We start from the raw sequence: 26,437 nt of genomic DNA on the forward strand, positions 1-26,437 counted from the left end.
AGCAAATAGCTTTTACTAGTCGAAAATATAATAATACGGTAATATATTATATTAGTTAAAACAGTATGGTATTCCTCGGCGGGAACAATCGATAGGCATATCGACAGGTGGGCTCGCGTTAGATAGGCGCGAAGGAAATACTATACGAAGGAGACTTATTATGCAAAGTCGAAATAAATGGTTTGCATTGGTTGCAGTCTGCCTAGGATTCTTCATGGGCCTGTTAGACGTGACCGTTGTAAACGTTGCTCTACCAACCATTCAAACTAGCTTTAACAGCAGTTTTAGCCAGTTACAATGGGTCATTAATGCTTACACATTAATGTTTGCGGCCGTGTTGTTCCTAATTTCTAAGTTAGGGGACTTAATAGGGAGAAAACGCATTTTTATCATTAGTTTGGTATTATTCTCTGCTTTCTCACTAGCATGTAGTGTCGCGCCAAGTATTACTTGGTTAATCATCTTCCGTGGTATTCAAGGAATCGGTGGTGCCGGAATGCTTAGCCTTTCCATGAGTATCATCGCCGACATCTTCGAAGGACCATCAAGAGGTTTGGCTCTTGGAATCTGGGGAAGTGTTGCTGGTCTATCCACTGCACTTGGCCCATTGTTCGGGGGAATTCTACTTAGCTTCTTTAGTTGGGAATCCATCTTTTGGATGAATATTCCAATCGGAGTGATTGCACTATTCATGAGTGCCAGATACATTCCAACTTCCAAGACATTCAATAGTGGCAAAATCGATTTTATTGGAATGCTATTATCATTTGCCTTTATGTTCTGCATTATTTTAGGTTTAATTCAAAAAGAAACCCACTATGGATACTCTTGGTTCGATATGCACGTATTTGCCATATTGGCAGCTGGTGTCATTCTAATCGCCATTTTTGCCGTTTGGGAAAATCACTTCGCAAGTCCAATGCTAGATCTTAGTTTGCTTAAAAACAGACAGGTAGTTGGAAGTGCCATTTCCAACCTAACATTGGGAATTGCTATCTATGCGGCATTTAGCTACATCATTGTGCTATCACAAAACTACATGGGTTATTCCGCGCTACAAAGTGGGGCACAACTAATGCTAATTAGTGCCTTCTCACTTGTGATTGGACCCATCTCTGGTAAGATTGCCACTAAGATTAATCCAGGACTAATCATCAGTTTCGTATTAATACTAGCCGGTGTCGGGATGTTCGTCTTACCAGTCTTCTTGGGTAACCAAAACCACTGGTATGGTTTGATTCCTACATTCGTAACATTAGGTTTGGCCAATGCATTCGTTAATCCACTATCATCTAACATTGCCGTTAGTTCCGTTGAACCAAAGGAAATTGGGATGACCTCTGGATTATTAAACGTTGGTAAACAATTTGGGACCAGCTTGGGACTAGTTGTATTAGGATTGGCCTTGACCGACACCTACAACGATCATTTAGTGACATCTAAGATGGGTGATTCATTAATGCACATGTTCCAAAACGCTGGACCATTTGCGGGTAGTGAAATTGCTGAAAAGATGCACAACTCAACATTGTTATCAATCGTGCACAATTCCTTTTATCGAGGCATTGATAGCGTGGCAATCACAGATGGTTTTATCTTTATCGTTGCCGGAATTCTTTGCTACATCTTGTTATGTATGAGAAGCAAAAAGAGTAAATAAAAAAAGTCGCTTGTAAAAGCGGCTTTTTTTTAGTGGCGACTTGATTGGTGGCCACCGTTATTTGAAAGTTTGATATTATTTCGTTTGAACTTTTGTTGAGCTGAATCGGGTTGGAAATCAAAGTGGTGCATACGACCATTGTAATGTTTGCCGGCCATCTTGATTTGAACCCAGTCAGCCATGATGCGTTGCATGTTTTGCGCTGCTTTCACGCGGCTTTCTATTCCTTCGGTCTTAGCAGCAGGTTCGATATTATCTCTCAATTGATTGATCAACTTTTGGTGGTAGACCAATAGTGATTGGGTCAAAGGAGAGTCCTTGTATGAGTTGAATAGGCGTTCGATAAAACGCATTGCGTCTTTTGAGTTTTTGGGTTCGTAAAATCTTTCGTTATTATCCATAAGTGCCTCCAAAAAAATAACCATCATGCATATTATACATGATGGTTATCATTTTACATTGATTAGTCTTCCAATTCAATTTGACCAGTTAAGCTGAATAAGAAACTTAGTAGGACAGCTAGGAAACCACCAACAACGATACCGTTGTCTAAGATGATTTGAGCAGCTTGAGGAAGAGCTCTAAAGATTTGTGGGTAAACTGTTACCCCAATACCAGTACCAACTGATAGGGCAACGATTAATAGATTAGCATTTTTGCTGAAGTCAACGTTTTGTAGAATACGGATACCTTGAACCCCAACCATACCAAACATTACGACCATGGCACCACCAAGCACTGAACTTGGAATTACGGTTGCAACAGCACCAGCCTTAGGAAGCAGACCTAAGATTAATAGGAATAATCCAGCGTAGTAGATTGGGCGTTTAGTCTTAATACCTGATAATTGAACCACACCAACGTTTTCTGAGAAAGTTGAGTATGGGAAGGTATTGAAGACACCACCAAGCATCGCAGCGATCCCTTCAGCACGGTAACCATTAGCTAGGTCTTTTTCGCTTAGCTTACGACCAGTTAAATCAGCAAGTGCTAAGAAGACACCAGTTGATTCCACCATGGTAGTTAGTGATACTAAAATCATGGTTAGAATAGCTGACCAACTGAAGTGTGGTGTACCGAAGTAGAATGGTTGTGGGAAGTGGAACCAGCTAGCTTGAGCAACTGAAGCAAATGAAATCATGCCAAGTGCATAAGCAATCACAGTTCCGACTACCATCCCAACCAATACAGAGATTGATCTGAAGAAACCTTTTCCAAAGATGTTAATCAAGATAATAACGGCCATAGTAATTAGACCGACGATTAAATCGTGAGGGTCAGCGAAGTTCTTAGCTGAAGCATTTCCACCACCCAAGTTTTGAACGGCAACTGGTACTAATGAGAAACCAATGATGGTAATTAGTGAACCAGTAACAACTGGCGGGAAGAACTTACGTAGTTTTGCGAAAAGTCCAGAGATTAGAAATACGAATAAACCAGAACAAATAATAGCTCCATAAATATATGCGACACCTAAAGTACCACCGATAGTTTCAAGTGGTGTAATAACTTGTACCGCACATCCCAATACAACGGGAAGACCAATTCCAGTAAGTGGGGTCTTCTTAAGTTGTAATAGTGTGGCAATACCACACATAAAAATATCTGCAGAAACCAGGTAAGTCATTTGAGCTGCATTGAAGTGTAAGAAAGCACCGATTAGCAATGGGACGATAACGTCACCTGAATACATTGCTAACAAGTGTTGGAAACCTAAAATGGCAGCCTTAAATTGGGATACCTGTTGCAAATTGCTTTCATGATTATCCAAACAAAATTCCTCCTAATATTTAATTATTACCCTGAAAAATAAAAAAGCCTCAATGCTAGAAAAAGCAAAGAGACCTTCATCTTTTTGCTTATAGTCCGGACTTTACGGTTCCGGGTAGAAACTTACCAACCTTATTATGGTAAATATATAGGCAATAACTGATTTAATTTTGTAATTCAATATTAGACGAATTTTGTTAAAAAAGCAATCCTTATAATTAATATAATTGTTCAGTTTCACAATTATAAGGTACAATGGAAAGTACTATTTGATAGATACGAGGGGGGAATAATCTTGAAGCATATTTTAGCAATTCACACCGGTGGAACTATTTCAATGTCTCAAGACGAAAGCGGGGAAGTTGTTCAAAATGAACAAAATCCAATCGCCAATCAACAAGATAATTTATTAGATCAAGGAATCGATATTACAAATGAGGAGATTTTTAACTTACCATCTCCACATATGACCCCTGATAGAATGCTTGAAATCGCTAATCGAATTAAGGAAGCTAAAAAGCAAGGATACGACGGTGTCGTAGTTACTCACGGTACAGATACCCTAGAAGAAACTGCATACTTCTTAGACTTAACTTTGGCCAACGATTTTCCAGTCGTCGTAACTGGTGCCATGCGTTCATCAAACGAAATTGGTTCAGATGGCCTATATAACCTATTAAATGCTGCAGCAACCGCTGCAAGCCCACAAGCTAAGAACAAGGGTGTCTTGGTGGCAATGAACGATGAAATTCATACCGCAAGATACGTTACTAAAACCCACACTACTAACGTGGCAACATTTAGAACACCCACATTTGGTCCAATCGGAATTATTTCCAAACATGAACCAACATTTTACCAAGAACTAATCCAAAGTGAAGTTGTAAACGTTGATTCACTAGTGGATCACGTTTACCTAATTAAGGCCTTTGCCGGTATGGACGGTACCTTGTTTGACGCTTTAGATAATGATCAAACTAACGGTCTAGTAATCGAAGGACTAGGTGCTGGAAACCTACCTCCTGAAACATTAGATTCAGTAAAACGTTTAGTCGACAGAAACATCCCAGTCATTTTGGTTTCCAGATGTCTAAGTGGGGTTGCCCAAGACATTTACGCCTACGAAGGTGGAGGAATCCAACTGGAAGAAATGGGCTTAGAATTCTGTCACGGTCTAAACGGACAAAAAGCACGTATTAAATTAATCATTGCGTTAAGTGCGCACAAATCTGGTGAAGAGTTAGCTAGATTTATGAGTAACGCAATATCATAGAGTGAGGGATGTTTATGAACTCTATCATTGCAGATTTAAATGCAGCAATGAGTAAGAAACAACTTGTGAATATCTACCTAAACACAGGTGATATTTTCTACACCGGTTATATTCAAACTTATAACGATGACGAGGTCATCATTGCCACATACGAATCAAGCGGTCTAGCCGATGGATACGTCGCAATGAAGACTGCCATCATCGAGAGTGTGGAACGTCAAAGTGAAGATTTAGATAGCATCAAAGAAAAGATGCTAATCGCCAAGGACGAAGGATTAATGGAATCCAAACCCAGCGAATTACACTTTGATTCCAACAACAACTTGTTCCCACAAATTTTAATTCAAGCATACTTAAACCAAGAGGTTATCCTAATTCACGACAATGAAGCGGAACGTTTCTACACAGGGATGGTTAAGAAAATCAGCAATGATTCCTTTAAGTTCTTACGCATTAACAAGTTCGACTTCATGCAAAATGAATTGGTCACCATGGGCTTTAACCAAAGCATGATTATTGAATTCCAAGGTCGTGAACTAAGTGTCATGAGCAAAGTAATGGGCAAGGTCAAAGAACAAAACATTGCAAAGACCGCCGAATCAATCAACAACATCATCGATTTGTTGAACGATTCATTCCATCATCACAACCTAGTCGAAGTCCGTTGTAGATACAATGACCACTTCTTCTATGTCGGGGAGGTCATCATGTTAAACGACAGTGGTGCCATCCTAAAAGTTGTCGACATGTCTGGTCAATTTGGTGGCTATGTCTTCATTCGAATGAATGGAATCCAACGAGTCACCGTTGGCAACGACTACCTTGAATTGGTTCAACTAATGAAGGATCAAAACATCGCAGATCATAATGCATCACAGCCGGTATTAAACGATTCACGCGAATTTGACAGTACCGAAGATAATTTAAACGCCATCTTGACTCAATCAATGAACAAGCATCAATTGATTCGCTTACAATTAAAGTCCGGCAGTAACTTCTTGGGTTATCCGGAAAAGATTGGACCAGAATCAATGAAGTTCAGTCTATTGGATGAAACAGTTAACTTCTTCATTTACGGACAAAAGATTCCGTTAAATGACATCGTCGAAGTTGGTTTTGAATACATCTATGCTTATTTAGATGAACAACGATTGAGAAGAAAAGGTGATATGTAATAAAAAAGGAACCCGTTTTTACGGGTTCCTTTTTTGATTAGCCTAATTTTTGTTTGATAATATCTACTTCATCTTGATTTGGGGATCTGCGCATGCTCTTGATGTCATGCAATTCCTCTACACTAAAATGTAGGTTATAAGCCAATAATGTATCTGGCATATCATTATTCTTTTGATAAGTAACAATTTCTTCAGCAATCTTATTTAATTTACGATTCATAAGAACCCTCCTAACAAAATCCATCCGACAATTACATTATAACTTATTTTAGTATAAGTAGAAAAATAAAGTCTAAAAAATTAGGATAATTTGGATAGCGACAACCACAACCAAAAAGATTAAATAGTCAGTTGCTTTGATTGTGATCTTTTTGAAATGGGTTCGACTATTTCCTTCAACGAATAAATGTGAATTCATTCCCTGAGCTAGTAGGGTAGACCAGTTCATGGCGGCTAGGATTGACTTGAAGTAAAGGGTTGGAGAAACATACGATAGATGGACATTTCTCATTTTAGCGGCTAACTTGATGTCGACAATTTCTTGCTTAATGGTTTCAATCAAGTTAAAGGCTCCCATTACCCCGTAGGCAAACTTGCTGGGCACGTGAAAGTTTTGTTCCAGACTACCAGCCAAATCCTCGATGGAGGTCTTACAAGTGTAAGTTCCACCCAGTGTGACAAACGCGTATAGACGAGTCACCAATAAGATACCGTATTGATAGTCACCATTCATCTTTTGGGCGAAATAGATTCCGGCCGCCGGAATTAAGGTAACGAATAATAAGTATAGGATCCGCTTAACTGAAGCGAAGAAGATTAGATAAATTAGACTAACGATAAAGATAACTAGGTTTAGTCTAACTGATGTTGTAAATGAAATCTCCAATGCAATCACTAACATCATCAGTAGTTTTAATACGGGATTCATTAAAAGACCTCCTGATAAGTTAGTTTGTGATTATCAAATGCTAAATGGTAATCAACTAGGTTATCAAGACCATGAGTTTGGTGAGAGATAAGTAGTTGAGTTTGACCCTTAGTCTTTGCATAATTCAATAAATCAACGACCACGGCAACATATTCAATGTTGATACCATTAAAAGGTTCGTCTAAAAGAAGAAGTGAGTGTCCCATCATGACCATGCTTAGGATTTGTAGTCGTTTCTTTTGGCCATCACTTAAAGAGTAGATGACACGATCGGATAGCTCATCTAGACCAAGTTTGTGAGTGTATTCAGCGATTTGTTTATCGTCAAACCAATGGTTGAATGCATTCTTCTTGGATAGTTCTAGTTCGTCTTTGACAGTGATTTTAATGAATTGCTTGGTTGATTCTTGGAAAATCATTCCAACGTTTTGTAAGTACTTGTTTAAACGGATTTTACGAATTGATTTGTGGTCAAAGTTAATTTCTCCATCAAAATCATGTTGCTTGATAAATGTTTTAAACAGACTTGATTTACCACATCCGTTGGGACCAGTAATTAAGGTAGTTTTTTGCTTCATCAAGTCTAAATCTAAATGATTGATTAATTGCATGTCGTAGTTGGCAATTGATAAATCTTCACAGTTAACGATGGGTTCTCCAACAACTTCGTTTGATAGTGGACGATTTGTGGAATCGTTGAATTGATTGAACAATTCTTTGACTGCCGCTTCATCTAAAGATTTAAACGTTGTGTTGTCTTCATCGAAACCGATTAACTGGTCGATTTTATTTTCGTAGCCCATAAGATCATGATCGATACCGATGACAATCTTGCCTGATTCCTTTAGCTGGCTCAATAGACTAATCAGTTCCAGACGAGACTTGATATCGACATTGGCAAATGGTTCATCCAATAGAATAACAGGAGCGTTAATTGCTACGATGATACTTAGTGCAACTTTTTGTTTTTCACCACCGGAAAGGGTCTTGAATTCGCGCTTTCTTAAATCATTGGTATGAGTGAAAGAAAGGGCATCTTCGATGACCTGATCCATTTTATCAGGTTCAATTTGAAGATTTTCTAGAGTGAAGATGAATTCGTCTTCCACGGTAGCCATACAAAATTGTTGCATTGGATCTTGGAACATCATGGAAATGGTTTCACGCAATTTCCATTCTGAAAGTTCCGAGATATCTTGGTGATTAAAATGGATAACGCCGTTGATTGTACCGTCGTTATATTGTGGATAAAATCCTGCGATTGTTTTCAAAAGCGTTGATTTACCAGAACCGGAAGGACTGTATATCAATGCCATTTGATTAGATTCGAAAGCCAGGCTAACCCTTTTAAAAGTTGGCTTCGAAGTACCAGTATATTGGTATGTCAAATTGTTAATTGATAAGTTATTCAAAAAATGACACTCCTATTATTTGATAACGTGACTCTTTTCCAACATGTTGGCGATTAGTTTTGATAGCACACCACCAAAGATGAAGATTGAAATGAATCTTACGATGAATAAGATGATTAGCATGTGGATGGCATATGCATTGTAACCACTCTTGAACCAGTCATAGATAAATGTGATGACAGTAGTTGAGATGGTAGTAGCGAATACACCTAACCAATCGAAGTGCTTGTATTTAGTAGCAGCGAAACCTAATTCAGTTGCGATACCTTGTTCGATACCAACAATGATAGTTTCGACACCCCATTGTCCACCTAAGAACATTTCAACGATGGCACCAATGACCTCAGCTAAGAATGGAGCACCGGGACGTTTGAAGATAAAACCAGCAAGTGGAGCTGCCATTACCCAAAGACCAAGTAGTAGATCGTTAGCAAGAGGTGCTAGACCATAAGGAGTAAGTGCAAGACTTACTGCGTTGTATAAGAAACCTGTGGCAAAAAAGATGATTCCACAGATAATTGAGATTAATGTAAGTAAAATGATGTTTCTAAGTGACCATGTGTTTTTCATAGTTTCCTCCAGAAAAAAAGGACCCCAAACAACACGTGTTTGGAGTCCAATTTATTTTTATAATTTATAAAGCATTAAAAATAAAAGGGTTGTTTTCCTTCGCAGGGATTATCCTGAATCAGGTACTATGGGTATGAATCTCAGCCGAATTCCGGCACCCCAAACATTAATTATCAATTTAAATTAACTATACTATTTATTAAATTTAAATGCAATGCTTATATTTATTATTAATAAATAAAAAAGTCTGGATATCTTGTCGTAACGGTGATTTCGTGGTAACTTTAGATAGTGAAATTATAAAAATGGAAGTAAAAATGAATGAAGAAATCAGTTAAAAGACTAGCAATAATATTCGTTGCGGCGATTGGATTAGGGGCATATGAACAATTCAATAATCCATTCTCATTTATTCGCCAAGAATATACAAAACTAACTAATAATAAAAAAGGATACCAACCAAACTACCAACAAGATAGACAAACATATAAGACAGACTTATTAAAAATGTCACAGGACAAGGTCGAAAATGCGAGTGCAGCGGTCGCTCTTGATGCTACTAAGAATAAGGTCATTTATTCTCAAAATGGGGATAAAAAGATTAAGGTGGCTTCATTGGCAAAACTAATGACCTTGTACTTAACCATTCAAAAAGCTGAAAAGACTAATGGGTGGAATCAAGTGGTCGACACTAGTAGTAAAGGACTTAAAGAACTTGGCTCTGATGTCGAACTTGGTGGCTTTAAATTTAAGGATGGTCATAAGTACACGGTTCGTGATTTATATAAGGCTGCTTTAGTTCAATCATCAAATAATTCAGCAATTGCACTTGGCCAGTGGGTTGCAGGTGGTTCGAATGTTAAATTTATTAAGATGATGAACGAACAAGCCAAGGCATGGCATTTAGACGCTACCTTTGTGTCATCATCAGGACTAGAAAATAGTGACTTAGCTAAGTTTGGTTACGCTCAAGTCGGTGGCAAAGACGATGCCAACATGATCTCAGCCAAGAGTATCGCAATCATTGCCGATCACGTCCTATCAATTTATCCAAAGGCAATTGATGATGCCAAACAAGTATATGAAAAAGTTGATGGTCAAACATTATTTAATGAAAATAGTTTACTACCTGGTAGACCATTCTACGATGAAAGTTTGCACGTTGATGGATTAAAAACGGGATATACTGTTGCCGCTGGATTATGTCTAGTTGCGACAGCTCAACAACCAGGAAAAGATCGAGTGATTACAGTTGTTGTTAATGATTATGCTGAATTTTCTGACACTGCGAAGTTAATAAAACTAGTGAATAATCACGATTCATCATTGAAATAATAATAGTTAGCATAAGAATTTTGTATTTTTATTAAAATAGTGTAAAATGGTAAGGTATCTTTGATTACTAGTATAAAGGAGAAGATTTATGGAATCGGCCTGGAATATAGTTGGCCTACTTCTTTGGATAATTTTGTTTATTTATGCAATTTTTATTATTCATAACATCGGGGTAAGAAGAAGTAGGCTAATCATAAATGGGCACTACGACTTTTCATTAACTCACCATTTAAAGACGATTGCACAAATCGTCGTGTTATTTGCTGGGATTGGATTTATGTCTTTTGAGACATTCTATCCAAACATTAATGGATCAAATGTTGTTACTTCTCGTGACTTCAAACCATTAATTTTGGATACCAATGGGAACAGCTCTTACTATGTGAAGGTCAAAAGTGGGAATAATTCATCTTTGAATCAGTCTTACTCATATTTGGTTAATGGACAGCGTTTATCAGTATCAAGCTCAGCATCAAGTGTGCTAGTTGGTACTAATAGCGAAATTAATGTTCAAAAGTCAGCGGTTAGATGGAATGATAATGAAGCTAAGATGCTAGACAGAAAATACCAAAGAGCGTGGGTTGCCGACGTAACCGTTACGTATAAAGACAGTTTTTGGAATGGAATCGGATTACATGCAAGACGTCAGTTCAAGAGTTATACTCTAATCCGTATTCCGGATAATTCATTTATTTATAACGAAAAATAAAAAGCCGCTGGATTTAATCCAGGGCTTTTTTTCGTCTTAAGTTTGCTTTTTTATAATTTTTCAATTATACTTTTTAATCGTTATCATTTATAAAAAATTTACAGGAGAAGAAATATAATGATTATTTAATGAAAGATAGAATTTCTAGAAGTGTATTATTATCGATTTTAGCCGTTGGGGTGATGACGTTTGGAGGGGTCACAGTTGAGACTTCCATGAACATCACATTCCCAACCTTGATTAATGAGTTCCACATTGGTTTAAATGTGGTTCAATGGATAACAACTAGTTATCTACTCGTCTTATCAAGTGTTATTCCAATCTCTAAGTTTTTAAAGAAACGTTATACCGTTAAATCACTATTTGTATTTTCCGGCATTATGTTTTTGATTGGTTTAATTGTTGATGCCACCGCACCATCGTTTGCGTTTATATTGTTAGGTCGAATTATCCAAGGAATTGGAACTGGGATTGCGTTACCTTTGATGTTTAACATCATTTTGGATAACGTTCCAGTAAGTCGACTAGGTTTTATGATGGGGGTGGGATCGTTAATCACAGCGGCTGCCTCTGCCATCGGACCAACTTTTGGAGGAGTTATCGTAAATACGCTGGGATGGCGTTATATTTTTATTTTCTTAATTCCAGTACTATTGATTGCTTTGGCATTAGGGATTTATTCAATTCCTAAGATTAACCAGGGTGATTTAGCCAAGAATCGTTTTGACTATAGCGGCTTTATTTTAGTAGTGATTACATTCTTCGGTTTGATTATCGGAATCAGCAACATCAGTATTGCTGACATTATTAGTGTGAACACACTATTGCCAATCTTGATTGGTATCAGCTCATTGGTGATCTTTATCAGAACCCAATCGAGAAAACACCAACCATTATTAAACGTTAATATCTTGAAGAATGGTGCTTATTCTAAGTATTTATTAGCATTCTTCATTAACCAATTGATTATCTTGGGCCTTGCTTTCGTAGTACCAAACTACGTGCAAATCATTAACCATAGTTCATCTAGTGTAGCTGGTCTAATCCTGCTACCGGGTGCCATTTTGGGTGCAATTATTTCACCATTATCTGGTGCATTGCTTGATAAGCTGGGTGCCAAGAAGCCAATTCTTTCAGGTTCAGGATTAATCATCGTTTCATTATTGATCTTGACCTTTGCATCAAGTCACATTAGCGATGGAATGTTTCTAGCATTGTATTCACTAATCATGATTGGAATTGGTTTATCATATGGTAACATTATGACGAAAGTATTGAGTTTCTTACAAAATGAAATTCAAGCAGATGGAAATGCAATCCTAACCACAATCCAACAGTTTGCCGGAGCAATCGGAACTGTGATTGTCGCTACCATCATTACCAAGGTGGATAACCTCAACTTGGGTAGTGCTACGATTGGGTTTGCAGTTGCATTACTATTCTTATTAATAATTATGATTATTCAATTCGTGGTTGTCTTAACAACACGAGATAAAAAATAAAAAAAGACCAAGTCGATTCGACTTGGTCTTTTCGTTTAGTCTTGTTTTTGTAGTTTTGAATGATGAACTCCGTAAACGAAGTAGAAGATAAATCCAATCACAATCCATATACCAACGGAAATCTTGGTAATATCTGGAAGCATGATGATGAAGAAGATACTGAATACACCAGCTACGATTGGTAGGAATGGATACCATGGCATCTTAAATCCGGTGTTTTTAATATCTTTTCTACGACGAAGTTTAATAATACCAAATGATATGAATGCGAAGGCAATCAATGTTCCGGCATTAATCAATGATGCTAGTTGGGTCAATGGAACCAAACCAGCAAAGACAGCTTGAACGATGGTTGCAATGATAATCGCGTTCTTTGGTACGGAGTGTTTGGAGTTAACGCGACCGATGAACTTAGGTAGAAGGCCGTCTCGACCAAGTGCATACACTAGACGAGAACCACCGATGAACATAGTCACCATGGCGGTAAAGATTCCAAACAAAGCACCGATAGTAATTAGCTTGTTGAACGCTGACAAATGAATGATTTGAAGAGCGTAAGCAGCGGGATCGTCAACGTTTAGTTCCTTGTAGTTAACAATTCCAGTAAGTACCATTGAAAATGCAACATATAGAACTACGGCGAAAACCACAGTGCCGATAATTCCCTTGATCACGTTCTTACCTGGGTCAATGGTTTCAGCGGAGTTGGAAGCTAATGCATCAAAACCGATGAAAGCAAAGAAAACAGTAGCAGCTGCTGTGAAGATACCACCCATACCAAAAGGAGTTGAGTGGAATTGAGCAGGGTAGAAAGGAACATAGTTGCTTGTCTTAACGTAGAAAGCACCGATGATGATGAAAATAATAATAATGGCGACTTTGACGATGACGGCGAAGTTTTCAACGCGTTTAGACATTTCAGAACCCATTAGAAGAATTCCAGCGATAACCACAACAATGATGACGGCAGAAATATTAATCACGCCACCTTCCATTGGACTGGCTTGTAGGGCAGTTGGTAAATTAATTCCGATGGCGGCTAAGATATTGTTGTTAAAGTAAGCAGCAAATCCAGTCGCTTCTGCCGATACGGCTAAGAAGTATTCAAGGATTAAGGCCCATCCTAAAATCCAACCAACAATTTCACCATAGACGACTGAACCAAATGAGTAAGCTGATCCAGCAATTGGCATCGCTGATGAAAATTCAGCGTAAGCCATACCAACTAAACCAGAAACAATAGCAGCCATTAAGAAGGCAATCGCAACAGCAGGGCCAGCATGACTAGCAGCTTCATGTCCGGGAAGGATGAAAATCCCAGTACCAATTACGGCACCGATACCCAAGCCAATTAAGTCTTTAGTTGTCAAAGACTTGGATAATCGTGAATCGGCCTCTAAATAATTGCTAACCGACTCCTTTTTAAATATTTGCATAGATATCAACACCTTTTCTTGTTAATTTGTATTATTAACTATATAATGAGTTCTAACATAAGTAAAATTAATAAATTCAATATTTACATAAGAAAAGATGATATAAGATGAATAGATTTATTGTACTAGAAGCAGTATTACAGAATAAGAGCTTCACTAAAGCAGCGGAACAACTGGGTTATACACAATCTTCCGTTAGCCAAATGATGTCCAATCTGGAAAAGGAATTCAACATGCACATCCTAAAGCGTTCCAGATCAGGAGTTGAGTTAACACCTGATGGGGAAAAACTTTATCCACATATCAGACAAGCGCTTCGTCAATACCGTGGATTAATTGACACCGCCAACGCCATCAATGGCCTTCAATCAGGAACGGTCAGAATCGGGGCAATTACCAGTGTTAGTTGTTACTGGTTGCCTGACCTATTCAAAGAGTTTAAGGCGCTTTATCCACAGATTAATTTCGTTTTAAACCAGGGTGACTATGGAACCATCATCGATTGGTTGAAAACCGACCAAATTGATTTCGCCATCATGACCGCTGAATACGGAGAAGGTTTTAATAAGACAATTGTCCACAACACTAACATGAATGCGTTTATTCCAGTTGATCATCCATATGCCAACGCCGATTCAGTGCCAATTGAAGCCCTTGCTGATGATCCGTTCATCCTAGTTGAGGGTGGTGGCTACAGTGAACCGCTTGAGGCATTTAAACGTTCCGGGGTCACACCCAACGTGCGCTACAAGATTCAAGATGACTACACCATCATGGCCATGGTCGAAGCGGGACTAGGTGTAAGTATCCTATCCGAACTGGTTTACCGTCGTACCGACTTTAATATCGTTAGTAAGCCGGTCGAACCAAACGTGACTAGACCAGTCGCAATTGTGTATAAGAATAAGGATGAACTACCAATTGCCAGTCAACACTTTGCGAAGTTTATTATCGACAGAAAAGAAGAGCTCAAATAAAAAAAGCCATTCGATTGAATGGCTTTTTGTTTACATGTAGATAGTTGGGTTTTCAACAGGGATGTCTAGTAATCCTTTAGCAATATCGTCTCCGGCGCGTAAGATTGAATCATTGACACCTGGACGAGGGATAGCTGAGGTAACGAAGTATAATCCTTCGGTATTTAATCCCCATGTGTATAAGTTTGGTTGGCCGACCACTTGGTCAGTCTTAATATCGATATCCACAGATGAGTTATCCACTGTTTCACCATCAGATAAAGTGATAGGAAGTGGCTTAATTAATCCTTTGTCTATCATGCTGGTGATAACAGGGTTTGCTGAAACCTTGGTAACAGGAGCGTTTGTACGTGCTTCGATTAAAGCATCACCGTGGATAATTTCTTCACCGTAGAATGCTGAACGGGTGATGAACTTGTGATTGGCACCGATGACTTGCATTTGAGGGCCGATAATCTTAACGATACCGGCGTCCATCAATGCTAGGATTTCTTGGCTTCGAACGGCTGGAGCCCCTTGGGATAGGAACTTCATGTCAGAAGAGAAACGACCGAGGTACTTGTGCACCAAATCGTCGTTTGTGAATAAGTGATTGGACAACACGTAACGAATGTTGTCACGAAGATCACGAAGCATTTCTAGTGAACCGATGACAGGACCGGTCTTAGAGCCTAATAGGGCATCGTCAATCATTTCTTTTAACCAGGTCTTGATGTTTTCTTGATAGTTATCCAGTGTGGATATCTTTACACCAGCAACTGGGTTTAAAATCTTATCCCAATCAAAGACTTCTTCAGTTGGTAGGTGGTAACTACCGATTAAAGAGTTGTGGTTATCGGTTTCTTTGAACTTCTTTTGGAAGTCAGCGACATCGATTTCTGGATGTTTTAGGCTGAATAAGAAGCTGTAGTAACGATATTCAATATCTAGTCTTAATAACGTGTGGAAATCTTCAAATGAGATATGACCATCCTTTAGGTGTTTATCCACATTTTCGTTGGTTAAAAATACTGCTGGATAGTTTTCGTTGAATGCCTTTTGACTAATCGCCTTAGGATAGTAAGGAACCCCACGTCTTGATCCAGCAAAGATAGTAGGTTCATCGCCTGACGCGTGATAAGTAAGTGTGTCATCTCCGTTATCTGTGAAGTATCCGCCGCGGTCTTCGGTTAGACGGGATACGAAGTCATTAAAACTAAGTCCCATTCCACGGATAATCACATTTTGATCACTGGTGATTGTTGATAAGTCTGCTTCATCAGCTTCACCAGGTAAAATGTAGGTTAGATCGTAGTCATTAGCGTATTTTTGTAGTGATTCTTGGTCTTTGGTTAACTTGTTTTCTTGTTGACCTAGACTGAATACTAGCTTATCAACAGGGTAATCAACATCACCAACAGATACGACGAAAGAATCATCCTTAACCTTTTCAACGTTATCCACATTTTGGTTGAAGTGAACTGCCAGGTTGATGTTGTCATTGTCCTTGATTTGTTTAACTAATTGTTGGAAGAACCATTGACAGTAGGCACCGCAAATGGCACGAGGTACATAACTTCTGTCGTTAATCTTATCAACAGCTGTTAGTAACTCGTCTTTGTTATCAACATCTAGACTGTTGATAAACTCTTTTGAGGTTTCTGATTGGCACCATTGTGAAACACTTAGTGCGTCTTTTTGTCCATCATCGAATAATGAAAGTTCATTGGCAGGGGTATTCATAATTAGACTAATTGGTTGTTTGACTTTCCAGACACGGCCACCTGCAACGGCACGGTCGAAAAGATGAATTGTTAAGTTGTCATGATCAGATGATTCAAAGTTTTGAATCAAATTGTTAAGCATTAACAGACCACGAGGGCCTGCGCCGATAATTCCGATTTTCATTTCGAACACTCCTTTATAATAAGATAATAACATGATTGAAAAAGTGATTTCATTTTTAACGCATTATTTTCTAAAAATGATTATGGATTATGATAAAATAGCAGTTAAGGATGGTGTTAATAATGAGTGAATTAATTCCAGAAAACATGGACGAAGTAAAATTAAAGATGGCTCGTATGTTAATCGACGGACATAAGGTAACCGAAGAAGAAGTAATCTTCCAAGCAGTTGCTGATTTATTCCAAGATTACCTAGAAGAAGCAGAAGAAGGTCACTACGACACTTCTAAGCTTGCTGATGATGGAGTAACCTTTACAGTTACTGGTATCAGCGGTCGTCAAATTGCTGAATTTAAATCAAATGGAGAAAGCTTTGTTGAGGACTTCAAAAAAGATGCGTTAGACTTGTGTTTTAGACTAGAAGATGAAGCTCAACGAATTGCTCGACTATAAAAATAAAAGGCGTTGCCAAATCGGCAACGCCTTTTTTTAGTTTTCAACAGGTAAATCGACTTTTACTTGTTCGATAATGTGACCATCGATGCTATGAAGTAGTTCGTTGTACCAGAAACCATCCTTGAAGTTTAGTTTTTGGTCTAACGCATAAACGGTCAATGTGTAATCATGGACACCACTTGGTGGCTTAGGTCCCATGTACTTATGACTGATAGGTTGATCACCTAAATTATAGATGTGACCAGCTGAACTGTTGTTACCTTGAGTCCAGTGTAATGGATTTTCTTGACTGGCGTTTTCAGGAACAACCACGTCTTTGCCATCTAGTCCAGCGACTAACCAGTGAATCCATTCAAAACCACATACGGGAATTGAATCTAAATCGGTTAGCACAAAGGCGATTTCTTTTGTGTCGGCAGGAACATCTTCAATTGAGAAGGGAAATGAAACGATTGGAAAATCGTTTTGCTTAAATTCCTCAGCTGCATGACGAGTGTACTTATCTGGTAGACGGTTGTCATCTAATTTAACGTTTACTTTCATGAATAATCCTCCTATCTAACAAATTTTAAGATGTAATAACCTTGTGAATCAGCAGATACTGTGTATGTTTGGTATCCAGCTTGCACCCACTGGCTTTGTGTTGCCTTAGCGTAATTTTGCGCATCAGCAACGGAACTAAAGATGTGAGTACCATCAAACATAGTTTTATGTTTCTGATTGTTTGAGGTATTGCTCTTTTCTTGGTTATTCTTATCTTGTTCGGATGTGTTTGTATCATCCATGCTTGAACTACTTTGATTACTTGATTTAGTCATCTTAGTGGTTTGATTGTCATGGCTGCTAGTGAAGTAGGTGACGGCTTTAACACCGCCTAAGATTAATGCTGCCACAACGACGATAAAGATAATAATTGGCCAAATGTGATTTGAATTTGACTGATTATTTTCGGAGTTCATAAATGTATCATCGAAAGTATATTTACGAATACGGTTGTCATTGTCACCATTATTCATAATAAATAATCCTCCATTCGGAAAAAAGATTTGCACTTATATTATAACAAATATTAGTACTTATAGGAATTAAGCTAATTGTTTGAAGATATTGATAAATAGCTATAGTGTTTTGTTTAAGGAGGGATTAAACATGATAATTGGATTTATCGGAACTGGTGTAATGGGTTCCTCAATGATTAATAATTTATTGAAAGCAGGATATGAGGTAAACGTATTTAACCGTACTAAGGCCCACGCGCAAAGTGTCATCGATAACGGTGCTAAGTGGTTAGATACGCCTGAACAAATCGCACAATCTTCAGATGTTGTTATCACGATTGCTGGTTTCCCTGATGACGTAAAAGAAATTTACTTTGGTGATAACGGATTATTCAAGGGTGCCGATTCAGACACCATATTAATTGATTCCACCACTTCAACACCAAAATTAGACGAAGAAATTTTTGATGAAGGGCAAAAGAAGGGGATCGAAACATTGGATGCACCTGTATCCGGTGGTGACGTTGGTGCCAAGAAGGGTACATTAACCATCATGGTTGGTGGTAATCAAGAAACCTTTGATAAGGTCAAACCAATTCTAGATACCATGGGTAGCCAAGTAAAACTATTTGGTGGTTCCGGTAAGGGTCAACATACTAAGATGGCAAACCAAATCATGATTGCAGGTACAATGACAGGAATGGTCGAAATGTACGAATACGGTAAGGCTGCCGGATTGGACTTAGGTTCAATGATGGACACCGTCTCAAGTGGTAGTGCTGACAACTGGAGTCTAGATAACTATGGCCCACGTGTATTGAAGGGTGACTTTAAGCCAGGCTTTTCAGCTAAGCACTTCTTGAAGGACTTACGAATCGCCTTACAAGGTGCTGAAGAAATGCACATTGACCTACCAGCTACCAAATTAGCTAAACAATTATACGACAAGATGGTTAACGATTATCAATTAGGTGATGACGGAACCCAAGGACTTGTCAAAATTTACGAAAAATAAGCTAAACAAAAAGAAGGCATCGTTTGATGCCTTCTTTTTTTTATTGAATATCGTTGAAGAATGTAAGTAGTTCTTCTTTGGTTAGCTTTTGTTTGTCTTCACCTGAGATGTCATATGAAATCTTTCCTTGGTGAAGTACCAATAGGCGGTTTCCATACTTCAATGCATCTTCTAGGTGGTGTGTAATCATAAGACAGGTTAGGTTTTGTTCCTTAATGGTTTCATCAGTGATGTCCATTAGGTTTTGGGATGTCTTAGGATCCAATGCAGCAGTATGTTCATCTAGTAGTAAGATGCCAGGCTTTTTGATGGTTGCCATTAGGAAACTCAATGCTTGGCGTTGGCCACCAGATAGACTACCTGTGGCGGTGTTTAAACGATGATCAAGATTGTTGTTCATCTTAGCGGTGATTTCTTTGAAACGTTTCATTTCACCTTTTAACTTACGAGGAACTAGGTGATGGTGACCACCACGTTTTTCAGCAAGCAATAGGTTTTCAGCTACTGTCATACGAGGAGCAGTTCCTAGCTTAGGGTCTTGGAAGACACGACTTAAAAATGATGTACGTTTAACAACTGACATGTTAGTGATGTCTTTATCTTTGTAGATAACTTGACCAGAAGTAGGGCGAAGGTTACCACCAATGGTATTAAACAAAGTGGATTTACCAGCACCGTTGGAACCTAGAATGGTGATGAAGTCACCTTCATGAATATCTAAGTCAACGTGATCTAAGATGTTTAATTCTTCTGGAGTATCTTCGTTAACAGTCTTTACGACGTCTTTTAATTGAAAGATTGTCTTAGTCATTTTTTAGCCCCCTCTTCAAGACATGTTTTAGATGGAAGCGACTTTCGAATGCTGGAAGACCCATGAAAATCGCAAGTAGGATTGATGAGATTAAGTTCAAGTCGTTGGCGTTGAAACCAAGTTGTAGAACTAGTAGTAATACTAGACGGTATAAAATACTACCGACGATTACGGCAACTAGACGTTGGTTCATGGTTAAGTCACCGAAGATAACTTCACCAATGATGATTGAAGCCAGGGCAACAACGATGATACCGATACCCATGTTAACGTCTGAGTAACCGTTGTTTTGGGCAACTAGAGCACCACCTAAGGCGATTAGTCCGTTAGATACACTCACACCCATGATTTTCATGTTGTCGGTGTTGATACCTAGTGATTCAGCCATGTTTTCGTTATCACCAGTGGCGATGAAAGCTTGACCTAAATCAGTTTGTAGGAAGTAAATAAGGATTAAAGTTACAACGGTGATGACGATGAAACCAATGAAGACACCATCGAAGTAAGGTGGTAATGATTGTAAGAACTTACCGCTTAGCAAAGTAGGAAGACCTAATAATGATTGGTTGGGCTTACCCATGATGCGAAGATCAATGGAGTATGAAGCAGTCATTACCAAGATTCCGGCAAGTAGTACAGGAATCTTCGCTTTAGTGTATAAAAGACCGGTCACAAGACCAGCGACACATCCAACCAAGAAGGCTAGGATGGTAGCTAAAACAGGATTTACACCATGAGCGATTGCTGTAACAGCGGTTGCAGCGCCCATTGGGAACGTTCCTTCAACGGTCATATCAGGGAAGTCTAGAATTCTAAATGTTAGGTAAAGACCAATTCCGATTACGGACCATAATAGTCCTTGTCCGATTGCTGAAATAATTAAACTCATTTGTAAATCACTCCGTTTCTTTTGGCTTCCTTAATTAGGTAGTCAGGAATCTTGATACCAAGTTTCTTAGCTTGTCCTAAGTTGATTGCTAGGTCACCATGACTTAGCTTTTCGATTGGCATGTCTTCTGGGTTAGCACCCTTTAGAACACGAGCAGCCATCTTACCAGTTTGCACACCTAGCTTGTATTGGTTCAAACCAATTGTTGCTAATGCACCTTGCTTAACAACTGTTGAGGCAGTAGGGAATACTGGAACGTTCTTGGTGTTAGCAACGTTTACTAGTGTTTGGATTGCTGAGGCAACGGTGTTGTCGTTTGGTACGTAGACAGCGTCAACATTTTGCACCATTTGAGTAGCAACTTGGTTTAAATCGTTAGTGTTTGAGATTGAGTAACCCTTAACGTTAATGTGTTCTTCTTTACATAGTTTGACGAATTCATGATATTGATTTGTTGCTGAATCATCACTTGATGTGTAAATTACCCCTAGAGTATGTAGGTTAGGCATAATTTCTTTGATTAGTTTTAATTCTTCCTTCATTGGAGGAAAATCTGAAACACCGGTAACTTGGCGTCCTGGGTGTTCGTTTGAATCAACCAAACCAGCTGACTTAGGATCAGTAATCGCACCTAGAATAAGTGGGGCGTTTTTAACTGTGTTAGCTAGGACTTGTGCTGATGGGGTAGTAATACCGATTGACATGTCGACGTTTTCGGTCGCAAACTTAGAACTCATTGTCTTTAAGTTTCCTTGGTCACCTTCGGCGTTTTGAAAATCAATATTGATGTTTTTACCTGGAGTGTAACCAGATTCTTTTAATCCATCGATAATTCCCTTATGAATAGCGTCCAAAGCGGGATGTTCTGTAAGTTGTAAAATCCCAACAGTAGGGGTGTGATTACGACTGATCTTATGTGGTTGTTTTTCTTGGTAAAAACCAAATCCTAGTAAGACGACTAGGACAAAGATGACTGTGTAAAGTCTTTTCATAACTCATTCTCCTTTTGGTATAAAGCTTAAAATTGTAAATAAATGCAATAAAAAAACGGATAACCCAGACACTACAGGTTACCCGTTCTTATGGCCTGTGGTGTTCGAATCATATCCGCACAGGCTTATTTATTCGTGAGAAAGAAGCCGGTACAGATGCGCTTAATGATTGCATCATAAGTCGCATCTATACTAGTAATGCGACCTATAGGCACCAGCTTTGCCAACGAGAACTTGGACTTGTTGATAAAATATTCTTCATTGGTTCTTTCTCCTCTCAATTTAAGTTAAGTTCATTTTAAGTTTAGAAATTACAATTGTCAAGAAATAAAACATTGAGTAAATAAAAAAGAACACCAAATGGTGTTCTTATGCTTTATTTGTCTTCTTTATTTTCGTCAGTTGGTTCATCTTCATATGCGTCTAGATTGATTTGGTCATTGACCACTTTAGCATTATGAAGATCAGTACTTACCATTGAACTGGAAATTCCCCATCTGTAGAAAGCTAGGGAAACAATAATAATCACAACGAAGTCCAATGGATATGGAATCCAGTTTTGACCACCAAATGGTGCTGAACCTACATATGACATTACTGAGATGAAGATTAGGTAACCAATCATCCAGAAACTTCCGGCGAATTGGTTTTTTGTCTTCTTCCAGTCAGTTTTCCATTCAAAGTAGAAGTAGAATGGAAGACCTAATAGAATAACTACGATAACCTTAACGGTTGTTGGCCACATTGCCCAGTAAGCAGCTAAACTAGCTAAAACAAAGGCAAAAGGTGCCATAAATTGTAGCATTCTCATACGAATTGGACGTTTGAAATTAGGTGCCATCTTTCTCAATGATGTTACTGTAACTGGACCAGTTAAGTAAGCAATCAATGTTGAAGTAGAAATAACACTAGCAAGTGTACCCCAACTTCTGAATAGAGCAACTAATAGAACAGAGATGATCATATTAACAACCATCGCAATTCTTGGAACACCCCAACGTTCGTTAATTTTACCTAAGAACTTAGGCATGTGTTCATTTTGTACCATGGCAGCAAGAGTACGACTTGTTTGAGCAACAAATGAAACCCCTGTACCAAATGGTGAAATGAATGCGTCAAAGTATAGCAATACAGCAAGCCAATGAATGCCTAACATGATTGCTAAGTCGGCGAATGGTGATTCAAAGTTAACACCATGCCAACCTACCTTGGCAAGTACTGATGGTTCTACGGCACTAATGAATGTAAATTGTAGGGCAACATAGATAACAATACTAATAGCCAATGAAATGGTAATACCTAAAGCGATATTACGTTTAGGGTTCTTAATTTCTTTTCCCATGTTAATAACAACTTGGAATGCATTGTATGAAAAAATAATTCCTGAAGCTGTAGTTGCTGAGAAAATAGCGGCGCTACCATAAGGCATGAAGCCTTGTGATGCGAAGTTTCCACCATGGAATCCTGATAGGATTAACATGATGATAGTAAGTAGCGGAATTCCTAGTTTGAAGATTGAAATAAAACTAGTGAATTTAGCTAGTAAATTAACAGACCAATAATTTAATAGCGTGAAGACTAATATGAAAAGAAAAACGACAAATAAACCTAGATTAGAAATTTCTCCATTTACGATAAAACCGTGAGTCCAATGAGCCCATTTCCATGGCCATGAACCCATGTATTGGGTTGCGGCAACGGCTTCGATTGGAATCAAGGTAACTAATGATACCCAGTTAGACCAGGCAGCAATAAAACCTAATAGAGACCCGTGGGTGTATTGAGCGTACTTACTCATACCACCACTTTCGGGGAACATTGAACCTAGTTCGATGTAGTTAAAGGCGATAGCACCAATAACAATAGCACCGATTACCCATGAGATGATAGCGGCTGGACCAGCAACACGGGAAGCTTCCCATGAACCGAATAACCAACCTGAACCAATAATGGAACTAAGTCCCAACATTACAATTTGAAATAAACCTACTTTTCTTGATTTCTTATTTTTTTTCATAAAACTCCTTTCATGGTCTTTGAGTATACTAACAAAAATCCATGTCCATGTAAAATGTTTAAAGACCTACCATGACACAGTTTTTGCTGCTTATTGGGCATAATAATAACGTTTGTTAGCACTTAAAATTAATTAAAAAAAGTGTGATATTGATTATAATTCTTAATTAATATTCACAAATCTCAATTACATTTTTTTCTGGATCATTTATGAAAAGTGAATTCATTGGTCCATTTGAACCATGAACCTTTTTAGGGCCGTCAATGATGGTAACACCATAGTTGGCTAAGTGGGCACTTAAGTCCGTTAATGAGTCCTTCACAATGATACAGAATTTAGATGAACCCGGCGTAGGATTTTCCGGGACATTATCATCGCTATCATTTTGAAGGAAGATTAGTTTTTGTTTGCCAAGTTGGAATTCAAGTCTGTCATCTGTGAATTCAATGATTGGTAAATCTAAAACTTCATGGTAGAAACGCATGCATAGCTTTAGATCATTGGCAAAGATTGTAATATGGTCAATATCTTTGACCTTCATTATGATCATTCCTTTTTTAAATTTTTACACAATCAATTATACCATTATCGACGGATTTGGAACGATTTAATGTTGCTGAAAACGCCGAAAAATTGACGTTTAGACCTAAAATGTGTTAATTTTGTAATTATATATAAGTACGGAATAGAAAAAAGGAGAAAAAGACTGTGGCTTTATTAGATGTTAAAGATATCAGTATGGGTTTTGCCGACAAAAAGCTATACGATGAAGCAAGTTTTACCCTTAATAAGGGTGAACATATGGGAATTGTTGGACAAAACGGGGTAGGAAAGTCTACTTTGATTAAGATTATTACCGGAGTGGAATTGCCAATCTCAGGTTCAGTGAAGTGGCAAAACAATGTGAGCGTTGGTTACTTGGATCAATACGCTGATATTCCAGAAGGAATGACATTGATTGATTTCTTGCACACTGCTTATCAAGACCTATACGATAAATCAAAGCACATGCAAGAATTGTACGAACAATATGCGGAAAACTTTGATGACAAGTTATTGGAACAAGCGGGAAGAATTCAAGAAGAACTAGAAGCAAAACGCTTCTATGACATTGAGACCGAAATTGAACGAGTAATCACCGGTTTAGGTCTAGATGATGTAAAACGTGATCAACAAATCACCAACATGTCAGGTGGACAACGTTCAAAGATTATCCTAGCTAAGTTAATTCTAGAAGATCCAGACGTTATTTTACTTGATGAACCTACTAACTACCTAGACGTTGCCCACATTGCGTGGTTGGAAGACTACATCAATGGCTTTGATGGTGCCGTAATGGTAATTTCCCATGATTACGACTTCTTGGAAAACGTTACTAACTGTATCGTAAACATTGCCTTTGGAAAGATTACCAAGTATCGTGGGGACTTCAAGTCAGCCATGCGTCAAAAGGCTGAACGTGAAATGGTTCAACAAAGAGAATACGATAAACAACAAGTTGAAATTGAAAAGGCCAAAGCCTTCATTAGAAAGAACAAGGCCGGTTCAAAATCAACAATGGCTAAATCAAGAGAAAAGATGCTATCACATATGGAATTGGTTGATCCACCTTCGACTAACATCCACGCATCATTTAACTTCCCATACGAAGACACTGGTTCACAAAACGCATTGGTTGTCGACGAATTATCAGTTGGTTATGACAAACCATTGCTAAAACCAGTTAGCTTCTCAGTTAATACTGATGAAAAGGTTGGTTTCCAAGGATTTAACGGGGTTGGTAAGTCAACTCTAATCAAGTCCATTTTAGGAATCCTAGAACCAAAGGGTGGAAAAGCAACATTCTCACCATCAGCTAAGGTTAGTTACTTTAGTCAAGATTTGGTATGGAGCAACAACAATGAAACTCCAATGCAAATTATTCAAAACAAGTTCCCTAAGTTGGAACAAAAAGAAATCAGAACAAAACTTGCTAAGTGTGGTTTGGATTCAGCAAATGCTTCCAAGCCAATTGGTGAATTATCAGGGGGAGAACAAACCAAGGTTAAGTTAGCGATGTTGGAATTTACTCCATCTAACTTCTTAATCATGGATGAACCTACTAACCACTTGGATGACGAAACCAAGGAATCACTAAAACACGCAATTAACAACTTCCCAGGAAACGCAATCATTGTATCTCACGAAACTAGCTTCTATAATGGACTAGTGGACAAGGTCTTAGATGTTGAAAAACTAAGTCTAAGGGATGCTGACGAAATTGCGAAAGCACAAGGACAAGTAAATAACTAATTACAATAAGGAGGCGGACAACATCTATAATAGTCGAAAAGTATGGCTGATCATCGCAGATATTATGATGTTGATTTGGGCGCTTATATGTATTGAATGGTTAATCGTCAAAATTATTTTCATCGCCTTAGTATTATTCTTCGGTGGTCGAAATTTATACATTGACGATGGACAATTGATTGATACGAGATACAGCGTCATAACAGCTGCCTGTTTTGCTTTATTTATTTTAATTAGTTTGTTTTAGAAAAAAAGAACCCTGACCTGAACCCCTAAAATTGGAAGATGGTTATGCTATTTTCTGGGAGGAATTGATCCGGTATTCAACCGGTGA

Annotated in this window: 25 protein-coding genes and 2 riboswitches; of the genes, 10 read left to right on the forward strand and 15 right to left on the reverse strand. The window is 38.3% G+C overall.

Annotated elements, in window-relative coordinates:
* Nucleotides 1-160 precede the first annotated feature (160 nt).
* Nucleotides 161-1,660: an MFS transporter gene (locus tag JUD45_RS05450; protein WP_203619821.1), complete on the forward strand. Its 1,500-nt coding sequence runs from the start codon at nucleotides 161-163 to the stop codon at nucleotides 1,658-1,660.
* A gap of 29 nt (nucleotides 1,661-1,689) precedes the next feature.
* Here the strand turns inward: JUD45_RS05450 and JUD45_RS05455 are convergent, their stop codons facing one another.
* Nucleotides 1,690-2,061, reverse strand: a complete 372-nt coding sequence (locus tag JUD45_RS05455) for a hypothetical protein (protein WP_225434701.1) — start codon at nucleotides 2,059-2,061, stop codon at nucleotides 1,690-1,692.
* Nucleotides 2,062-2,123: 62 nt separating this feature from the next.
* Complete coding sequence (locus JUD45_RS05460) at nucleotides 2,124-3,431, reverse strand: nucleobase:cation symporter-2 family protein (protein WP_236018489.1); 1,308 nt, start codon at nucleotides 3,429-3,431, stop codon at nucleotides 2,124-2,126.
* Nucleotides 3,432-3,502: 71 nt separating this feature from the next.
* Nucleotides 3,503-3,602: riboswitch (purine riboswitch) on the reverse strand.
* Nucleotides 3,603-3,722: 120 nt separating this feature from the next.
* Between JUD45_RS05460 and JUD45_RS05465 the strand changes: the two genes are divergently transcribed.
* On the forward strand, nucleotides 3,723-4,703 hold the full coding sequence (locus JUD45_RS05465; RefSeq protein ID WP_308438517.1) for an asparaginase: 981 nt from the start codon (nucleotides 3,723-3,725) through the stop codon (nucleotides 4,701-4,703).
* 14 nt (nucleotides 4,704-4,717) lie between these two features.
* Nucleotides 4,718-5,878: a hypothetical protein gene (locus tag JUD45_RS05470; protein ID WP_034532645.1), complete on the forward strand. Its 1,161-nt coding sequence runs from the start codon at nucleotides 4,718-4,720 to the stop codon at nucleotides 5,876-5,878.
* A 37-nt stretch (nucleotides 5,879-5,915) separates the two neighbouring features.
* Here the strand turns inward: JUD45_RS05470 and JUD45_RS05475 are convergent, their stop codons facing one another.
* From JUD45_RS05475 to JUD45_RS05490, 4 genes are all read right to left on the reverse strand, one after another.
* Nucleotides 5,916-6,098, reverse strand: a complete 183-nt coding sequence (locus JUD45_RS05475; protein ID WP_034530908.1) for an LBP_cg2779 family protein — start codon at nucleotides 6,096-6,098, stop codon at nucleotides 5,916-5,918.
* Nucleotides 6,099-6,170: 72 nt separating this feature from the next.
* A complete protein-coding gene (locus JUD45_RS05480) occupies nucleotides 6,171-6,806 on the reverse strand; it encodes an energy-coupling factor transporter transmembrane component T family protein (protein ID WP_138726813.1) in 636 nt (211 codons plus the stop codon).
* Entirely contained in the window at nucleotides 6,806-8,218 is a 1,413-nt protein-coding gene (locus tag JUD45_RS05485; protein ID WP_203619823.1) for an ATP-binding cassette domain-containing protein, read from the reverse strand. The genes JUD45_RS05480 and JUD45_RS05485 overlap by 1 nt, the downstream gene beginning before the upstream one ends.
* A 15-nt stretch (nucleotides 8,219-8,233) precedes the next feature.
* On the reverse strand, nucleotides 8,234-8,788 hold the full coding sequence (locus JUD45_RS05490) for an ECF transporter S component (protein WP_054605768.1): 555 nt from the start codon (nucleotides 8,786-8,788) through the stop codon (nucleotides 8,234-8,236).
* Nucleotides 8,789-8,865: 77 nt separating this feature from the next.
* Nucleotides 8,866-8,960, reverse strand: a riboswitch (TPP riboswitch).
* Between the two features lie 149 nt (nucleotides 8,961-9,109).
* Between JUD45_RS05490 and JUD45_RS05495 the strand changes: the two genes are divergently transcribed.
* From JUD45_RS05495 to JUD45_RS05505, 3 genes are all read left to right on the forward strand, one after another.
* A complete protein-coding gene (locus JUD45_RS05495; protein WP_203619824.1) occupies nucleotides 9,110-10,123 on the forward strand; it encodes a D-alanyl-D-alanine carboxypeptidase family protein in 1,014 nt (337 codons plus the stop codon).
* Nucleotides 10,124-10,211: 88 nt separating this feature from the next.
* Nucleotides 10,212-10,832 carry an LVIS_2131 family protein gene (locus JUD45_RS05500; RefSeq protein ID WP_041153000.1) on the forward strand — a complete coding sequence of 207 codons (621 nt, stop codon included), beginning with the start codon at nucleotides 10,212-10,214 and terminating at the stop codon, nucleotides 10,830-10,832.
* A gap of 128 nt (nucleotides 10,833-10,960) precedes the next feature.
* Nucleotides 10,961-12,334: an MFS transporter gene (locus tag JUD45_RS05505; protein ID WP_187155490.1), complete on the forward strand. Its 1,374-nt coding sequence runs from the start codon at nucleotides 10,961-10,963 to the stop codon at nucleotides 12,332-12,334.
* 35 nt (nucleotides 12,335-12,369) lie between these two features.
* Here JUD45_RS05505 and JUD45_RS05510 read toward each other — a convergent pair whose 3' ends face one another.
* A complete protein-coding gene (locus JUD45_RS05510; protein WP_187155489.1) occupies nucleotides 12,370-13,770 on the reverse strand; it encodes an APC family permease in 1,401 nt (466 codons plus the stop codon).
* Nucleotides 13,771-13,877: 107 nt separating this feature from the next.
* Between JUD45_RS05510 and JUD45_RS05515 the strand changes: the two genes are divergently transcribed.
* The gene (locus tag JUD45_RS05515) at nucleotides 13,878-14,747 is read left to right on the forward strand and encodes a LysR family transcriptional regulator (RefSeq protein WP_138726819.1); all 870 of its coding nucleotides are present in this window, start codon (nucleotides 13,878-13,880) and stop codon (nucleotides 14,745-14,747) included.
* Nucleotides 14,748-14,777: 30 nt separating this feature from the next.
* On the opposite strand, the gene JUD45_RS05520 is transcribed toward JUD45_RS05515, so the two are convergent.
* The gene (locus JUD45_RS05520) at nucleotides 14,778-16,634 is read right to left on the reverse strand and encodes an FAD/NAD(P)-binding protein (protein WP_187155488.1); all 1,857 of its coding nucleotides are present in this window, start codon (nucleotides 16,632-16,634) and stop codon (nucleotides 14,778-14,780) included.
* Between the two features lie 122 nt (nucleotides 16,635-16,756).
* Here JUD45_RS05520 and JUD45_RS05525 point away from each other — a divergent pair, with 122 nt between their 5' ends.
* Nucleotides 16,757-17,086: a hypothetical protein gene (locus JUD45_RS05525; RefSeq protein WP_041152962.1), complete on the forward strand. Its 330-nt coding sequence runs from the start codon at nucleotides 16,757-16,759 to the stop codon at nucleotides 17,084-17,086.
* A 36-nt stretch (nucleotides 17,087-17,122) separates the two neighbouring features.
* Here JUD45_RS05525 and JUD45_RS05530 read toward each other — a convergent pair whose 3' ends face one another.
* Nucleotides 17,123-17,632, reverse strand: a complete 510-nt coding sequence (locus JUD45_RS05530) for a YbhB/YbcL family Raf kinase inhibitor-like protein (RefSeq protein ID WP_138726821.1) — start codon at nucleotides 17,630-17,632, stop codon at nucleotides 17,123-17,125.
* An 11-nt stretch (nucleotides 17,633-17,643) separates the two neighbouring features.
* Nucleotides 17,644-18,105, reverse strand: coding sequence for a hypothetical protein (locus JUD45_RS05535; RefSeq protein ID WP_138726822.1), 462 nt, complete (start codon nucleotides 18,103-18,105; stop codon nucleotides 17,644-17,646).
* A 133-nt stretch (nucleotides 18,106-18,238) separates the two neighbouring features.
* Between JUD45_RS05535 and JUD45_RS05540 the strand changes: the two genes are divergently transcribed.
* On the forward strand, nucleotides 18,239-19,102 hold the full coding sequence (locus JUD45_RS05540) for an NAD(P)-dependent oxidoreductase (RefSeq protein ID WP_138726823.1): 864 nt from the start codon (nucleotides 18,239-18,241) through the stop codon (nucleotides 19,100-19,102).
* 40 nt (nucleotides 19,103-19,142) lie between these two features.
* On the opposite strand, the gene JUD45_RS05545 is transcribed toward JUD45_RS05540, so the two are convergent.
* The 5 genes from JUD45_RS05545 to JUD45_RS05565 all read right to left on the reverse strand — a co-directional run bounded on the left by JUD45_RS05545 (nucleotide 19,143) and on the right by JUD45_RS05565 (nucleotide 24,352).
* The gene (locus tag JUD45_RS05545; protein WP_053791976.1) at nucleotides 19,143-19,913 is read right to left on the reverse strand and encodes an ABC transporter ATP-binding protein; all 771 of its coding nucleotides are present in this window, start codon (nucleotides 19,911-19,913) and stop codon (nucleotides 19,143-19,145) included.
* Nucleotides 19,906-20,802 carry an ABC transporter permease gene (locus tag JUD45_RS05550; RefSeq protein ID WP_138726825.1) on the reverse strand — a complete coding sequence of 299 codons (897 nt, stop codon included), beginning with the start codon at nucleotides 20,800-20,802 and terminating at the stop codon, nucleotides 19,906-19,908. The genes JUD45_RS05545 and JUD45_RS05550 overlap by 8 nt, the downstream gene beginning before the upstream one ends.
* The gene (trpX, locus tag JUD45_RS05555) at nucleotides 20,799-21,794 is read right to left on the reverse strand and encodes a tryptophan ABC transporter substrate-binding protein (protein WP_138726826.1); all 996 of its coding nucleotides are present in this window, start codon (nucleotides 21,792-21,794) and stop codon (nucleotides 20,799-20,801) included. The genes JUD45_RS05550 and trpX overlap by 4 nt, the downstream gene beginning before the upstream one ends.
* A gap of 376 nt (nucleotides 21,795-22,170) precedes the next feature.
* Nucleotides 22,171-23,811 carry an APC family permease gene (locus JUD45_RS05560; RefSeq protein WP_138726827.1) on the reverse strand — a complete coding sequence of 547 codons (1,641 nt, stop codon included), beginning with the start codon at nucleotides 23,809-23,811 and terminating at the stop codon, nucleotides 22,171-22,173.
* A 166-nt stretch (nucleotides 23,812-23,977) separates the two neighbouring features.
* Nucleotides 23,978-24,352, reverse strand: coding sequence for a VOC family protein (locus JUD45_RS05565; RefSeq protein ID WP_053791973.1), 375 nt, complete (start codon nucleotides 24,350-24,352; stop codon nucleotides 23,978-23,980).
* Between the two features lie 167 nt (nucleotides 24,353-24,519).
* Between JUD45_RS05565 and JUD45_RS05570 the strand changes: the two genes are divergently transcribed.
* On the forward strand, nucleotides 24,520-26,103 hold the full coding sequence (locus JUD45_RS05570; RefSeq protein WP_498034158.1) for an ABC-F family ATP-binding cassette domain-containing protein: 1,584 nt from the start codon (nucleotides 24,520-24,522) through the stop codon (nucleotides 26,101-26,103).
* Nucleotides 26,104-26,437: the final 334 nt, after the last annotated feature.

The sequence above is a fragment of the Apilactobacillus nanyangensis genome, from assembly GCF_016861915.1.
GTDB lineage: Bacteria > Bacillota > Bacilli > Lactobacillales > Lactobacillaceae > Apilactobacillus > Apilactobacillus nanyangensis.